The organism is Kitasatospora sp. NPDC058406 (assembly GCF_042722765.1).
Lineage (GTDB): Bacteria > Actinomycetota > Actinomycetes > Streptomycetales > Streptomycetaceae > Kitasatospora.
In genome coordinates this window covers 1-14,668 of sequence record NZ_JBHXKE010000100.1, presented here as the reverse complement: position 1 = coordinate 14,668, position 14,668 = coordinate 1, and the positions used below count along the sequence as shown (strand labels likewise).

General features: G+C 73.8%; 14 protein-coding genes and 1 pseudogene. 8 read left to right on the top strand and 7 right to left on the bottom strand.

The features are described 5' to 3' along the window. Positions 1-16: 16 nt before the first annotated feature. Entirely contained in the window at positions 17-1,225 is a 1,209-nt protein-coding gene (locus ACFWOG_RS20760; protein ID WP_380360136.1) for a serine hydrolase domain-containing protein, read from the bottom strand. 259 nt (positions 1,226-1,484) lie between these two features. Next, positions 1,485-1,916, bottom strand: a complete 432-nt coding sequence (locus tag ACFWOG_RS20755; protein WP_329883472.1) for a PPOX class F420-dependent oxidoreductase — start codon at positions 1,914-1,916, stop codon at positions 1,485-1,487. A gap of 167 nt (positions 1,917-2,083) precedes the next feature. Between ACFWOG_RS20755 and ACFWOG_RS20750 the strand changes: the two genes are divergently transcribed. After that, on the top strand, positions 2,084-2,482 hold the full coding sequence (locus ACFWOG_RS20750; protein WP_329949130.1) for a MerR family transcriptional regulator: 399 nt from the start codon (positions 2,084-2,086) through the stop codon (positions 2,480-2,482). An 18-nt stretch (positions 2,483-2,500) separates the two neighbouring features. Here ACFWOG_RS20750 and ACFWOG_RS20745 read toward each other — a convergent pair whose 3' ends face one another. After that, complete coding sequence (locus tag ACFWOG_RS20745; RefSeq protein ID WP_380360134.1) at positions 2,501-4,138, bottom strand: amidohydrolase; 1,638 nt, start codon at positions 4,136-4,138, stop codon at positions 2,501-2,503. A 114-nt stretch (positions 4,139-4,252) separates the two neighbouring features. After that, positions 4,253-5,788, bottom strand: coding sequence for an APC family permease (locus ACFWOG_RS20740; protein ID WP_380360132.1), 1,536 nt, complete (start codon positions 5,786-5,788; stop codon positions 4,253-4,255). Positions 5,789-6,024: 236 nt separating this feature from the next. Between ACFWOG_RS20740 and ACFWOG_RS20735 the strand changes: the two genes are divergently transcribed. Both ACFWOG_RS20735 and ACFWOG_RS20730 read left to right on the top strand, forming a co-directional pair. Continuing rightward, a complete protein-coding gene (locus ACFWOG_RS20735) occupies positions 6,025-6,780 on the top strand; it encodes a TetR/AcrR family transcriptional regulator (protein ID WP_329883469.1) in 756 nt (251 codons plus the stop codon). Positions 6,781-7,051: 271 nt separating this feature from the next. Then, complete coding sequence (locus ACFWOG_RS20730) at positions 7,052-7,813, top strand: methyltransferase domain-containing protein (RefSeq protein ID WP_380360130.1); 762 nt, start codon at positions 7,052-7,054, stop codon at positions 7,811-7,813. Between the two features lie 123 nt (positions 7,814-7,936). Here the strand turns inward: ACFWOG_RS20730 and ACFWOG_RS20725 are convergent, their stop codons facing one another. Then, positions 7,937-9,205 carry a sensor histidine kinase gene (locus ACFWOG_RS20725; protein WP_380360128.1) on the bottom strand — a complete coding sequence of 423 codons (1,269 nt, stop codon included), beginning with the start codon at positions 9,203-9,205 and terminating at the stop codon, positions 7,937-7,939. A 354-nt stretch (positions 9,206-9,559) separates the two neighbouring features. Between ACFWOG_RS20725 and ACFWOG_RS20720 the strand changes: the two genes are divergently transcribed. The 4 genes and pseudogenes from ACFWOG_RS20720 to ACFWOG_RS20705 all read left to right on the top strand — a co-directional run. Next, a complete protein-coding gene (locus tag ACFWOG_RS20720; protein WP_329879113.1) occupies positions 9,560-10,135 on the top strand; it encodes a TetR family transcriptional regulator in 576 nt (191 codons plus the stop codon). A 168-nt stretch (positions 10,136-10,303) separates the two neighbouring features. Beyond that, entirely contained in the window at positions 10,304-10,948 is a 645-nt protein-coding gene (locus ACFWOG_RS20715) for a transposase (protein WP_380360126.1), read from the top strand. Between the two features lie 396 nt (positions 10,949-11,344). Beyond that, positions 11,345-11,506 (top strand): hypothetical protein, encoded by a 162-nt coding sequence (locus ACFWOG_RS20710; RefSeq protein WP_329949439.1) that lies wholly within the window; start codon positions 11,345-11,347, stop codon positions 11,504-11,506. Positions 11,507-11,587: 81 nt separating this feature from the next. Then, positions 11,588-11,860, top strand: a pseudogene (locus tag ACFWOG_RS20705) (GNAT family N-acetyltransferase); the annotation flags it as partial. A 225-nt stretch (positions 11,861-12,085) separates the two neighbouring features. Here ACFWOG_RS20705 and ACFWOG_RS20700 read toward each other — a convergent pair. Then, entirely contained in the window at positions 12,086-12,991 is a 906-nt protein-coding gene (locus tag ACFWOG_RS20700) for an aminoglycoside phosphotransferase family protein (protein WP_380360123.1), read from the bottom strand. A 219-nt stretch (positions 12,992-13,210) separates the two neighbouring features. Further along, entirely contained in the window at positions 13,211-13,873 is a 663-nt protein-coding gene (locus ACFWOG_RS20695) for a hypothetical protein (protein ID WP_329949437.1), read from the bottom strand. A gap of 225 nt (positions 13,874-14,098) precedes the next feature. Here ACFWOG_RS20695 and ACFWOG_RS20690 point away from each other — a divergent pair, with 225 nt between their 5' ends. Then, positions 14,099-14,584 carry a DUF1877 family protein gene (locus tag ACFWOG_RS20690; protein WP_380360121.1) on the top strand — a complete coding sequence of 162 codons (486 nt, stop codon included), beginning with the start codon at positions 14,099-14,101 and terminating at the stop codon, positions 14,582-14,584. Positions 14,585-14,668 lie beyond the last annotated feature (84 nt).

The window sequence follows — 14,668 nt, the reverse complement described above, 5'->3', positions numbered from 1 at the left end:
GGGCCCGGCGGGTGTGTCAGCGGCACAGGGCGGAGTCCACCAGGGCGTCCGCGTGCTGGTCGACCACGTGGGTCGGGAGGACGGTCACCGCGATGCTGACGGCCCGGCCGTCCTCGGTCACACCGCCGCCCGTCCGGTAGCCCGGGATCGTCCCGCCGTGGCCCCAGGCCACGCCGCCGCAGGACAGCGGCGTGCTGATCAGGCCCAGCCCGTAGCCGACGCCCGCGCCGACCTCGGGGGCCGGCACCGTGGTCCGCATCTGGGCCAGCAGCTCGGGCTTGAGGAGCCGGCCGCCGATCAGCCCGCTGAAGAACCGGTTGAGGTCGCCGGGGGTGGAGACCATCGCGCCCGCGGCCCATCCCCAGGAGGGGTCCAGCTCGGTGTAGTCGCGCAGCGGCCCGTCCTCGGTCGCCCGGGCGTAGCCCTTGGGGTGGGGCTCGTGGATGGTCCGGTCCCCCGGGGCGGGGAAGTAGGTGTGGCGCAGCCCGAGACGGTCGACGACGCGTCGGTTGATCTCCTCGCCGAGGGGCCGGCCGGTGATCTTCTGGATGATCAGGCCCGCCAGCAGGTAGTTGGTGTTGTTGTACTCCCACTTCGTGCCCGGCGCGAAGTGGGCCTTCTGGGCGAGGGCCCGGTCGAGCAGCTCGCGGGGCTCGGAGTAGTAGTCCTTGTGCGAGAGGGCGAAGTCGCGGTCCACGTACTCGGGGAGGCCGCTGGTGTGCTGGAGCAGCTGACGGACGGTGATGTTCCGCCCGTCGAAGCCGTCGCCGCGTACCAGGCCCGGCAGGTAGGTGTCGACGAACGCGTCGAGCTCGACCTTGCCCTCGCCGACCAGTTGGAGCACGACCACGGCGGTGAAGGTCTTGGTGTTGCTGCCTATCCGCACCTGCCCGTCGACGGGCACCTTCGTGCGGGTGGCGAGGTCGCCGACGCCGGCGGTGTAGTTGCGGGTGCGCCCGTCGCGGCCCTTGACCGCCGCCAGCACGCCCGGCACGCCGTCCTCGCGCACCAGGCGGTCCAGGCCCTTCTGGACGGTGTCCGGCCGGGCGGCGGCCGTGACGTTCTCGGGGGTGGCCGTCGGGGACGGGGACGTCGCGAACGCCGGCTGGACCAGCGCGCCCGCCGTCACGGCCGCAACGGCCACGGCGACCGCCGCCGCCGTCCTGCGGCGACCGCCCGGACGCTGCCGGAGGGAACTGGACCGGTGCGCTGCATGCTCGTTCACGGAAGGGACTCCTGTGGTGAGGGGCTCTCCGGGGGATTCCCCGGCCGGTCTCCAGAGGACCATGCGGCGCCCCACCGATTCGTCCACGCCCAGAACGACCCCGACACCGGGAGCCGGGTCCGGGCCGCCCCTTTCCCGGGACCGTGCTCCCGGTCCCGCGGTCCGTCCGGCACGGCTCGCGGGCGGTCTACGGGACGGACTGCGGGACGGACTGGGGGCGGTTCCCGGGGCGGTCGTGCCCCGGGAACCGCCCGGGCCGTCAGCGCAGTGCGGCGCCGTAGACGTGCTCGACCTTCATCACCATCAGCACCCGCCGGTCGGCGACCATCACCGCCCGGTACTCGTCCCAGTCCGGGTGCTCGCCGGAGGCCCGGCGGTAGTAGTCGACCAGTGCCTCCGCCTCGGGCCCGTGCGGATCGCTCCCCGGTCCGGTGAGTGTCACCGTCCCCTCGGCGGTGGCCCAGGCCATGCCGTCCGCCCTGGTCACCTCCAGTGCGGCGCGCGGGTCCCGGCGCAGGTTGGCCGTCTTGGCGCGTCCCTCCGTCATCGACACGTACAGCAGCTCCGCCTCCCGGTCGTAGAAGGGCATCACGGGCGACAGCTGCGGGCGTCCGTCGGACTTGACGGTCGCCAGCACGCCGAGCCTGCTCACCGCGAGCAGGGCGCGCGGGTCGAACGGTGCCGCCGTCATGCCCGGCCCCCGTTCCGGGCCGGGCCGGTCGTCCCGGTCGTCCCGGCGTGTGCGGTGTGGCGGGTGCGTTCGGGGTGGTGGGTGCGCCCGGAGTACTCGGCGTGCTCGATGGTCATGGCAGAATCGTGGACCTTCATACCGGTGTGAAGGTCAAGGGGGAAACGCAGGTGCTGATCGGGGAGTTGAGCCGGCGGACCGGGGTCCACGCCCACCAGCTGCGCTACTACGAGGCGCAGGGCATGCTGCGGCCCGGCCGCGGGCCCAACGGCTACCGCGAGTACGCGGAGGCCGACGTGCTGACCGTCACCCAGATCAGACGGCTGCTCGCCGCCGGGCTGTCCTCGCAGGACATCGCGTACCTGCTGCCCTGCGCCGTGGGCGCCGTCCCCGACTTCGAGCCGTGCCCCGAGCTGCTGGACACCCTGCGTGCGCGTCTGCGCGGGCTGGACGACCACATCGACACCCTCACCCGCTCCCGCCAGGCGCTCCGCGCCTACGTGGAGGCCACGGAGCGCCAGGTGTCGGGGCACGAGCGGGGCGGCGACCGCCGGTCCGCCGCCGCGTGAGGCCGGGCGGCCTGACGGTCAGTCGGCCGCGTGGACCAGCGTTCCGCCGACGTACGTCCGCAGGACCCGGGCCCGGGCGATCTCCTCGGCCGGGGCCGTGAAGACGTCCCGGTCGAGGACCACCAGGTCGGCGAGGTGGCCGGCCCGCAGGGTGCCCGCGTCGTCGAGGCCGTTCACGTGGGCCGCGCCGGCCGTGTAGGCGGCGATCGCGGAGGCGAGGTCGAGCCGCTGCTCGGGGAGGAAGACCCGGCCGTCGGTCGCCTCCGGCTCCATCCGGTTGACGGCCACGTGGATCCCGGCGATCGGGTCCGGGCTGCTCACCGGCCAGTCGCTGCCCGCCGCGAGGGTGGCGCCGGCCCGCTGCAGCGCGCCGAACGGGTACTGCCAGGCGGCGCGTTCGGGGCCGAGGAACGGGATGGTCAGCTCGTCCATCTGCGGTTCGTGGGCGGCCCAGAGCGGCTGGATGTTGGCGATCGCGCCGACCCGCGCGAAGCGGGGCAGGTCGTCCGGGTGGACGACCTGGAGGTGGGCGAGGTGGTGCCGGGTGCCCCGCCACCCGTTGGCGGCGCGGGCGGCCTCGACGGCGTCGAGCGCCTCGCGCACCGCGCGGTCGCCGAGTGCGTGGAAGTGCACCTGGAAGTCGTGCGCGTCCAGTTCGGTGACGTAGGAGCGCAGCGCGACGGGATCGACGAAGCTCAGGCCGCTGTTGCCGGTGGCGCAGCCGCAGCCGTCGAAGTAGGGGCTGGTCATGGCGGCGGTGAAGTTCTCCGCGATGCCGTCCTGCATGATCTTGACGGCGGGGGCGCGGAACCGCCCCACGGTCAGCTCCTCGCGGTGGGCGACGAGCCCGGGGATCTGCTCGGCGCCCCGGTCGCGTTCCCACCAGAGCGCGCCGGTGACCCGCGCGGTCAGCGAGCCGTCACGGGCGGCGGTGAGGTAGGCGTCGGACGGGTCGGGCTGGCCGTTGAAGGCGCCGAGCAGCGCGTCCTGCCAGCCGGTGATGCCGAGGGAGTGCAGCAGCCGCTGCGCCCGCAGCAGGCCGGCCAGCCGGTCGGCGGCGGTCTGGGCCGGGACGAGGCGGGCGACCAGCCCGGTGGCGCCCTCCTGGAGGACGCCGGTCGGGGTGCCGTCGGCGTCGCGCTCGATCCGGCCGTCGGCCGGGTCCGGCGAGTTCCGGTCGAGGCCGGCCAGTTCGAGGGCCCGGCTGTTGACCCAGGCGCCGTGGTGGTCCCGGTTGAGCAGGTACACCGGCCGGTCGGGGACGACGGAGTCGAGGAGCCGCCGGTCGGGCAGACCGCCCTCGAAGCTCTCCAGGGACCAGCCGCTGCCGGTGATCCAGGGCCGGTCGGGGTGGGCGTCGGCGTACTCGCGCACCCTCCGCAGGTACTCCTCGACGCCCAGGGTGCCGGTCAGGTCGCAGTCGGCGAGCTCCTGGCCGCCGTGGACGGCGTGGATGTGCGCGTCCTGGAACCCGGGGAGCAGCAGTCGGCCGGTCAGGTCGACCACCTCCGTCCCCGGTCCGACCAGCTCCCGCACCTCGTCGTGGCCGACGGCCGTGATGCGCTCGCCGGTGACGGCGAGGCTGGTCGCACGGGTGCGGGCCGGGTCCCCGGTGTGGACGGGGCCGTGGGTGAAGAGCAGATCGGCCTTGGTCATGGGTGGTGCTCCAAGTCTGTGTCGTGACGGGTCGGGGGGGGTTGCCCGGCCGGGGGTGGGGCAGGGTGCCCTGGGCACGGTTGCTCCGCGGGCCGCCGCAGGGCGCCGGGCGGGTCAGCCGGCGTTGCCGCGGGCGGCGGCGTTCCCTGACGTGGTGGCGTTGCCGTGGGTGGTGGCACTGCCGGACGGGCCGTCGCCGGACGGGCCGGTGGGGCCGTCGGCTGCGGCGGCGTCGGCGGCGTGGGGGAAGAAGTACGGCGATCGGCGGTACCAGCGGGCCCACGCGGCGGCCACCAGCCCGGTGACGATCATCAGCGCGGGCACCATCAGGTTGAACCAGCCGTTGTCGGCGGCCAGTTCGAAGTGGTCCGTGGAGACGTAGAACGTCCGGACGAGGTACCCGCCGACGGCCAGCAGGACGATCGCGCCCACCACCGGCGCCACGACGGCGCGCAGCCCCTCCAGCGGTGCGGTCCGCAGCAGGTGCCGGAAGCGGACGGCGGCGGCGATCGCCGTGAGCGCGTAGTAGAGCGCCACGACGATGCCGATCGCGTTGACGGCGGCCGAGATCAGGTCGTTGACGACCGGGATGGACACCGACAGCAGCGCGAGCACGACGGCGATCGCGGTGATCAGGAGGGTGGCGGCGGCCGGGGTCCCGTACCTGGGGTGCAGCCGCATCCAGACCGGGCCGAGCGTGCCGTCGCGGCCCATCGCGTACATCCCGCGGGCGGTCGGGATCACGGAGGCCTGGAGCGAGGCGACCGCCGAGAAGGTGAGGGCGATCAGCGGGAGCGCGGCCAACGGCTGGTCGGCGAGCTTCGCACCGAAGTACGTCAGGCCCTGGGCGCCGTTGTCGGCCAGCTCGTCGAGCGGGAGCACCCGCTGGAAGGCGGTGCCGGCGAGCAGGAACAGCGTCAGCATCATGGCCAGCGCGATGAACCCGGCGCGGGACGCCTCGCGCGGGTGGCGGACCTCCTCGCCGACGCTGAAGACCGACTCGAAGCCCCAGTAGCAGAACACGGCGAGCACCATGCCCTGGGCGAGCGCCTCGGGGGACGGGATGTCGAAGGGGTTGAACCACTGGAGCGAGAACGGCTGGTCCCCCGCGAACAGGCCGTAGCCGCAGAAGGCGAGCAGCACCGCGTACTCGAAGACCAGCAGGTACTTCTGGAGCCGGGCCGCGAGGTCGAGCCCGCGTACCGCGACCAGTGCGGCGCCGATCAGGACGGTCAGGCCGATCAGGGTGCACTGGAGGGTGGACTCGGGGTCGAGCCGCAGCCCCGCCACGCTGCGCACGCCGGCCTGGTCGGCCAGCTGGACGAGCGCCGAGCCGGTCACCGTCGTGGTGTACGCCATGAAGACGACGGTGCCGAGGGCGCTGACCCAGCCGGACAGGAAGCCCAGCCAGGGGTTGAGGGTGCGGCCGATCCAGCTGTAGCTGCTCCCCGCGTCGGGTTCGACCCGGTTGAGCCGTCCGTAGGCGCCGGCGATGCAGAGCACCGGGAGGAAGGCCAGCAGCATGATGGCCGGCAGGTGGAGGCCGACCACGCCGGCGGTCAGACCGAGTCCGATGCCGATGCTCGTGGTGGCCGCGGTACAGGTCGCCGCGATGGTGACGCTGCCACCGATACCGATGGAGCGGCGCATGGCCGCGGGCGCGCCGGGGGCTCCGGGTCCGCCGGGGGTACCGGCGGCACCGGCGGCACCGGGAGCTCCAGTCGCGCCGGGTGCGCCGAATCTCGGACCGTTACCCGTGTCCTTGGACGTACCGGCCAAAGGATCACCGCCTTGCTCGTGGGGGGGGTCGGCCGAACGGCCGGTTGGCGAGCCATGAAACCGCTGGGCCCGTTCACACGTCAATGCCGTTGTCATAAGCTCCCGCCATGGCCGAGCGAGTAGTCCCGGAGCCGCACCGGCGGCGCAGACGACCCACCAAGCAGGGCGTCGTCCTGTCCGAACAGTTGATCGTCGACACCACGTTGCGGCTGGTCGGCAGCCACGGCGCCGAGGCGCTCACCGTCCGGCGCCTGGGCGCCGCCCTCGGCGCCGATCCGAGCGCGATCTACCGGTACTTCCACAGCACCGACGACCTGCTGCTGGCCCTCGCCGACGAGTTCGTCGGCCGTGCCCAGAAGGGCTGGCGGCCCACCGGCGACTGGCGCGCCGATCTGCGCGAGATCGGTCTGCGCCTGCACGCCGCCTACCAGACCCACCCGCAGGCCGCGATACTCGCCGCCCACCGGACCACCGGGCGCGAGCACGAGATGCGGGCCGTCGAGCGGATCCTCGGCGTGCTGCGCGGCGCCGGCTTCCCGGACGTCGAGGCCGTCCGGATCTACCACGCCTTCGTCGACCAGGGCCTCGCGTTCGCGGCCCTCGACGCCGCGGCGCTCGCCCTGCCGCCCGCGGCCCAGGCCGCCGACCTGGAGGTCTGGCAGGCGCGGTACGGCCGGCTGGACGCCTCCACCCACCCGAACATCGCCGCGACCGCGGGCCTGCTGGCCCAGGACATGCGGCGCAGCGGGTACCCGTTCGCGCTGGAGCTGCTCCTGGAGGCGGCGGCGGCCCGGCTGGCGGCGACCGACGGGAACGCCGCGACGGGCGGGAAGACGGGCGGTGGCGCCGAGCGCGGACGGTGACGGCGGCCCGAGCGGCGGCGGCCAGGCGCCCCGCGTCGGGCCACTGCCCGTTCCCGCAGGTGGTCGGCGGGCGGCACCGGCCGGGTGCCCGGTCGGTGCGGAGCCCCGAAATCCGGTGGGGAGCCGCCGCCGTCTCGGATAGGTTTCCCTCGCCGAGGCGTCGAGCCACCGGGACGAGGACGGCTACCCCCGCGACGGCTGCCCCCGGCGACGGCGGCCCGCGTGGACGACGGACCGGTGACAGGCCCGCGGACCGACGAAGGGGAGAGCCGTGTCCGAGACCGACGAGGCGATACACGAGCTGCTGGTGGACTCCGCGCAGTTGCCCCCGGGCGGCCGGGTGGCGGATCTGGGCTGCGGGCGAGGTCCCACGCTCGCGGCCTTCGCCCGCCGGCTGCCCTCCGCCCGCCTGATCGGGTTCGACGTGTCGACGGCCGACGTCGAGGCCGCCCGGACGCTGTTGGCCGACCACCCCGGCGGCGCCGAGCTGCGGGTGACCGACCTGTCCGGCCCGCTCCCCCTGGCGGACGACAGCGTCGACGCGGTGGTCTCCTACAACGTCCTGGAGTGCCTCGCGGACCCGGCCGCGCTCCTTCGCGAGGTGGCGCGGGTGCTGCGCCCGGGAGGACGCGCCGTGGTGGCCCACGTCGACTTCGACTCACTGATGGTCGCGGGCGCGCCCCGGGAGCTGGACCGCCGCGTCTGCCACGCGTTCACCGACGACCAGCAGCCGTGGATGTCGCACGTCGACGGCCGGATCGGGCGGAAGCTCCCCGGCCTGCTCGGGACTTCGCCGCTGGTGGTCGAGGACGTGGTCCCCCTGGTGACCACCTCGACCGTGCTGGAGGGCCACGCCGCCCGCCGCATCGGCCACATCCGCGAGGCGGTGTCCGGCGCCGCGGCCACGGGGCGCGGGCCGGTCTCCGCCCAGGAGGTCGCGGACTGGGACGCGGCCGTCCGCCTGGCGGCCGCCGAGGGCAGGTTCTTCTTCGCCGAGACGGCGGTCACCGTCATCGCCCGGGCCGTCGCCTGACGCGCACGCGCAACCGGGTGCCGGGGGGGCGATCCCGTGGTGGCGGGCCGTGGCCGTGGCCGTGGCCGTGCCCCGTGCCCGCGGCCCGCGGCCCGCGGCCCGCGGCCTGCGGCCCGGGGTCGGTCAGGGCGTGGACGCCGCGCGTTCCGCCCCGTGCCCGGCGGGTGCCGCGGCCCCGTCGGCCCCGTCGGTCGCCCCGGCCGCCCCGATGGGCGGCAGCGGCAGGTCGGCGACCACGGCGAAGCCTCCGTCAGCCTGCGGGCCCACCGTGAGGGTGCCCCCGTGCAGGGTGACGCGCTCGCGCATGCCCACCAGGCCGTAGCCGCCCGAGCCCGCCGCCCGGACGCCGTCCTGCGGCAGCACGCCCCAGCCGTCGTCCCGCACCTCGACGGTGATCCCGTCCTCGCGGTACGTCAGCCGGACGGTCGCGCGGGCCGGCCCCGCGTACTTGCGGGTGTTGGTGAGGGCTTCCTGGACGACCCGGAACACCGTGAGGCCGACGGTCGGCGGCAGCGGACGCCGCGGCCCGCGGACGTCGAGCGCGGTCGGCAGTCCGGCGAGGCGGGACTCGTCCAGCAGACGGTCGAGGTCGTCGACGCCGGGCTGGGGCAGCGACGGCGCGGTCTCCGGCTCGTCGTCGGCGCGCAGGACGTCGAGCAGTTGGCGCATCTCGCGCAGGGCCATCCGTCCGGAGCCCTCCAGCGAGACGAGGGCCTCGCGCACGACCTCGGTGTCGCGGCCGAGGTTGGCCCGGGCGCCGCCGGCCATCAGCTGCATGGTGGTGATGTGGTGCGCCACGATGTCGTGCAGCTCCCGCGCGATGCGACGGCGCTCGTCCGCCACCGCGCGCTCCGCCAGCAGGGTCCGCTTGATCGCCATCTCACGCTGCCAGCGGTCGACCACCATGGCGGCGCCGACGACCATCAGGGTGCTGAGGACCGGGGAGAGGGCGTCCTGCCAGAGCGGCCACCGGCCGGGATTCTGGCTCAGCAGCGTGACCGACACCGTCGCGACGGCCGCGACGGCCGTCCCCCGGCCGGAGTGGGCCCGGGCCGCCGAGTACAGGGCGACCACGAGGACGGCACCGAGGTGCGGGGGCAGCGGAAGGACCAGGGAGGCGATCCCGTCGAGTGCCAGGACGGCGGCCAGCGCCGTCGCCGGGTGACGGCGCCGCGCGAGCAGCGGCAGGCCAGCCGCCCCGACGAGGAGGAGTCCGGCCGGGCTCACCTGGTACCGGCCGTCGAGGCCGGAGAGGAACGCGTAGCTGAGCAGGTTCATCGCGCAGGCGCCGACGGCCACGAGCGCGTCGCTACGGGACCACGGCGGCCCGGCGCCGTCGGTGTGCAGCGGCTCCCGGGCGTCTTCGGACCCGGTGTGTCGACTCATGGACATGTCTGTTCCCCTTGCGTCCGGCCTCCCGGCCACTCCCGGGACAGGGTTGCACAGCAGGCCGCGACGGCCGCACCGGCGGCGAGCGGCGCACGGACCTGCCCCCGGGAACGGTCCCGGCGCAGCGGCGCCGGTCCACCCGGCGGGGGCCGCGGCCCGCCTCCCGGCTCCGTACGGGGCGCGGTACGGGTCGCCGTACGGGCGTACGGGTGGAGGGCCGAACTCCTCGCCGGGACCGGCGAGGTGGCCGTGGACGGAGACCGCGAGGTGGGACGCGAGCTTGCGCATGCGCCGCTCTCGGGTGCAGTACTCTGAGCGAATCGGTCAGGCCGTAGTACTTCAACCGGAGTGGTGTCCATGGCGCGCAGGAACGACGAGCGACGAGCCGCCCTCGTCGACGCCGCGATCGAGGTTCTGGCCAGGGAAGGAGCGCGCGGGCTGACCTTCCGGGCGGTCGACACCGAGGCCGCCGTCCCGGTCGGCACCGCGTCCAACTACTTCGCCAACCGCGACGACCTGCTCACGCAGGCCAGCGCCCGGGTCTACGAACGCCTCCGCCCCGACGAGTCGGAGATCACCCGCCGGCAGACGGGCGTGACGGACCGGGAGTCGTACGCCGCGTCGATGCACGAACTCGTCGACCGGGTCAGCTCGTTCCGCACCGGCTACCTGGCGCTGCTCGAACTGCGACTCGAAGCGACCCGGCGCCCCGACCTGCGCGCGGTCCTGACCGAGCGGGTCCGCGCCGATCTCGACGCCAACGTCGCCTTCCACCTCGCCTCGGGCCTGCCCGGCGACGAGACCACCGTCCGGTTGCTCTACCTGGCGTTCAACTGGCTGATCGTGGAGCAGCTCACCCTCCCCGACGTCCTCTCGGAGGCCGAGCGCCACGCACTCGTCAACGCCGCGGTCGACCGCCTCGTGACGCCCTGACCTACGCGGATCCGTCGCGGATCCGCACCGGCGCCCGGGACGGCCGCGCCCGGCCCTGTCGGTGCGCCGGGTCGGACCGCCAGGGTCGGTCGCATGCGACGGCGAGGGCACGTCCCGGATCCGACCCCGGCCCCGGCACTGCCCGAACTGCCGGAGAACCGCGCCCTGTTGGACTACTTCCGCGAGCGTTCGACCCTGCCGCGCGGCCCGAACGACCTCACCCTGGGCAACCGGCAGCTGCATGCGCACCCCGACCTCTGCGACCGACTCTCCCGCCTGGTGCCGCGCCACCCCGTGGAGTCCGCCTACGGCGTGCCCGTCCTCGCCTTCGAGGGCGTGGCCGCCGTCGTGGCGTGCGGCACGGACATCCTTCCGTTCCGCCGGTGGCAGCGGAACGGCACCTGGCATCAGGTCTTCACCCGGCTGCAGTCCTTGGCCGACGCGAAGGGGAGGATCACGTGGGACCTGAGCGTCGACTCCACGGTCTGTCGTGCTCATCAGCATGCGGCTGGGGCCCGCAGGCAGGGCGAGCTGCAGAAGGAACCGCCAGGCGGTGTGTTCACCGAACCCGAGGATCACGGACTGGGTCGCTCACGCGGCGGGTTCACCACCAAGTTGCACCTGACCGTCGAGCAGGGTCAGAAACCCATGTCGATCGTGATCACGGCCGGGCAGCGCGGCGACTCCCCGCAGTTCGAACCCGTGTTGGACAAGGCCCGCGTGCCCCGCATCGGTCCGGGACGGCCACGCGTCCGCCCCAACCGCGTGCGGGCCGACAAGGCCTACGCCTCCCGCCAGCCCTGTCGATCGTGAGCCCAGTCCATCATCACCTTGGCGGTCGACTCCTCTGGGCCGAACACTTCATGGAGCCTTGGAACGTGGGCCTGGTAGTGCTTGTCTGCACTGTCTTCGCGGTACTCGACCTGGTAACAGCAGGTCGTGCAGAACCTCCTCGGTTGGATCGTCCACGGTACGACCGCCCGCTTCAACTACACGCGGCACTGGCTTTAGCATGCACGCGACTGTACCGACCCATGGGACTCAACTGCCCAGCCGTCCACAACCTCCCGAGGCAGAACACCTGGCCCGATGACGAGGCTGGCCGCGCCGCCCACCTTCCAGGAGAGGAAGCTGCGATCCTTGCCCAGGCGGACGAGCTCAACGCCCACATCGCTCGGTTCCTCGAACACTACGGGTAGGCTCGTAGGTATGGGAATTGACTGGGAGAACATACTCGGCGCAAGCGGTGACGGCCTCGACGATGCCTACGACAGCGCGGTCTCCGCGGCCATCTACAGCGATGACCCGGTGGAGGACCGTCGGCCACTCCCAGTCGGCGAAGAGCACGACGACACAGACGGCTTGCGCTGAACTGAGGAAACGCCCCGGCAAGCCGCGACGTTTCGCCGTCAGGTCAGGGGTCAGTCAAGAGGCGGCCGAGCTCAACTCTGCGGCTCGATCGCCGCCTTCACCGAACTCGTCATCCCCGGCAACGGCACAGGTGACGGCCAGCACTGCGGCACGGGGGTGCTGCCCGAGCACCGAGGTCACGGCCTCGGCCGATGGATGAAGACCGAGTCGATCCGACAGGCCCACAGGGACTATCCGGACCTCGGTGACCTCCTGGCCGACACCGCCGACAGCAACGCGCACATGCGACGGGTCCACGACGGTCTCGGCTACACACCCACGCACACGACACACCAGTATCAGCTCGACCTTTAGCAGAGAGCGGACGGGCCGGACCGGGACATCACCCCGTCCGGCCTGTCCGTGCTTTCGATACACGCCCTAGTCGCACTGCTGCGCGAAGCCCTGGTCCACGCCCGCGACCTCAGCAGGAACGGGCCCGGAGGTGACACCGGACGCACGGGGCGTGGCCGCACCGGCCGTCAAGGCCCCGCAGGACGGGGCCCGGTGAGCGGGGCCCGGTGAGCGGGCCCGGGCGGGTCAGCCGACGACCGGGTCGTCGAGCACCTCGACGAGGACCCGGGCCTGGAGCCCCCCGGAGTCGGGGCCGGACAGACCGGCCGTCGTCGCCAACGCCTTCCACAGCGCCCACCCGCGTGCCCGCCGCCAGGTGTCGTCGGGAAGGCCGACGGCCTCCCGGAACGCCTTCCGCTCGTCGCCGGTGAAGTACGTCCAGGCCATGACGAGGTCGCACGCCGGGTCGCCGGTACCGCAGGTGCCGAAGTCGATGACCGCGGAGAGCCCTCCGTCGACGGCGAGGAGGTTGCCGGGGGCGACATCGCCGTGGAACCACACCGGGGACGACGGCCAGGCCGTGGTCAGGGCGCCCGCCCAGACCGCCCGGCAGGCGGCGACGTCGACGGAGTCCCGCAGCACGTGGAGGGCGTTCTCCACCTGGTCGGCGTAGACGCTGGGATGGCAGCCCCGGAAGAACGAGTGGCGGCCGGCCGCGGGGCCGTAGACCGCCGGGACGTCGCGGAGTTCGGTCAGGAACGCGCCCAGGTCGGCGGCCAGCCGGGTGCGGTCGACGGCGTCGGCGGCCCCCGGCGCCCCGGCGTCGTCGACGGTGCCGCCCGGCAGCCAGCGCCGCACCGACCACGAGAAGGGGTAGCCCTCCCCCGGACGGCCGGTGGCGACCGGCTCCGGCACGGGCGTCGACAGGTGCTCCGCCAGGAGCGGGAGGCAGCAGTCCTCCTTCTCGACGCCGGCGACGTAGCCCTCGGCACTGGGCAGGCGGACGACCAGGTCGTCGCCCAGCCGGAAGGTGCGGTTGTCCCAGCCCTGACGGGCGACCGGCCGGACCGGAAGGCCGCCCCACTCGGGGAACTGCTCGGAGACCAGCGCACGGACGAGTTCGGCGGAGATTTCGACGGAGATGTCGGTCACGGGCGAAGTCTGTGCCCGGCCTTCCGTGCACCGCAAGCGAGTTACCGGCCGATACTCCGGTCCCGCCGGTCGGGGAACCGTGCTGGCGTCCCGTCAGATCACTTCGGGCCGGCCGGACCTACCGAGCCGCCGAGCGACTTCGGGGCCGGGGGCCGCCGCCCGGGGGCGTCAGGCGTCCGGGGGCGTCAGGCGTCCGGGGGCGTCAGGCGTCCGGGGGCGTCAGGCGTCCGGATCGGCGCCCTGCTGGACCTGCTTGATCCGCTCCGCCTGGAGCGTGGCGAACTGCTGGAGCGTCTTGTGGTCCCGCTCGTCCTCGTCGAGTTCGATCAGGGCCACGACGGTGCCGACCCGCATCGCCGTGGACGAGGCGACGGTCCCGTCCCCGGAATCAGCCGAATCGGCGGGCTGCTCGAATCCCCGCGCCTGGTCGGCGGCCACCTTCAAGGTGATCGGACGCACGTCGTCGTCGGCCTTCTCCAGGGACGCCGCCAGTGCCTCGAAGACGGGGCCGGCGTTCTCCACGGTGTCGAAGGTCAGCAGGGTGAAGCGGATGTCGTTGTCGGTGTCGGCGGCCAGCTCGTAGCGGACGGAGCCGCCGAGTTCGAGGCCCTCGCAGTCGACCGACAGCTTCTTCCGGCAGGTGCTGGACGCCTCGGCCTGCCCGATGGCCTGCGGCGGCTTCGAACCGGAGGAGAGGCCCCAGCCGGTGGGGAGCGAGGCCGGGCTCGGCAGCGCGTCCTGCACCTGGTCCGGTTCCGACAGCACCACCGCGGCCCGGATCGCCGCGCCGCCGCCGGAACTGCACGCGCCCGTGCCCAGTGCGAGCGCGGCGACCGCCGCCGCCAGTGCGAGATTGCGTCCGTGCCGCTTCATCTTGTCCATCGCGGTGCCCCGTTTCGTCCTTCACCTCAAGATCAGCAGCGCACATCAAATCACATGATCACCTGGTCGTTCCGGCTCGTCGCCCCTGCCGAACCAGGGCCCCGGAACAGGGCCCCGAACCGGGCCGGCCGGGCACCTGCACCGCACGGGCGCCATGACGCGGCGTGAGGGCCGACCCCGCGGTTGATCTCGCCGGTCGAGGTCCTAGGCTCAGGGGCCATGGGCATGAACGGGCGATACCTGCGGCTGAGCGCACGCCAGTTGGAGCGCGCGGCGGCGGAACCCGGCTGGGTGCGGGAGTGGGTCACCGAACTGGACGAGGACGTGGACGAGGCGGCCGCCCGGGGGCGGCTGCACGAGACCGGGCGGGCCGGGCCGGTACTCGACTTCCTGCTCCGCCGCCACGACTTCCCCGTCGACGTCATCCACGGGGAGGCGGAGCTCCCCGGCGCCGGGCAGTGGGGGTACGGACCACCGCGCTGCCTCACCCCGGAGCGGGTCGGCGCCGCCGACGGGGCGTTCGCGGACCTCCCGCCCGGCACGCTGGTCGACGGCATCACCCCGGCCGAGCTGGCCACCGCCGTTCCGCTGCCCGCCGGTTGGACGGACGGGGAAGCGCTCCACCTGGCATCCGGCCACTACCGCTCGCTCGCCGACTTCCTGCACACGGCTGCCCGCTACCGACACGCGGTACTCGTCTGGACCGAGTAGGACCCGTCACCCGACCCCGCCCGGCAGCGGCTGACCGTGCGCCCCCGACCGGGCGGGGGCGCACGGTCCGGCGAGCAGTGGCCC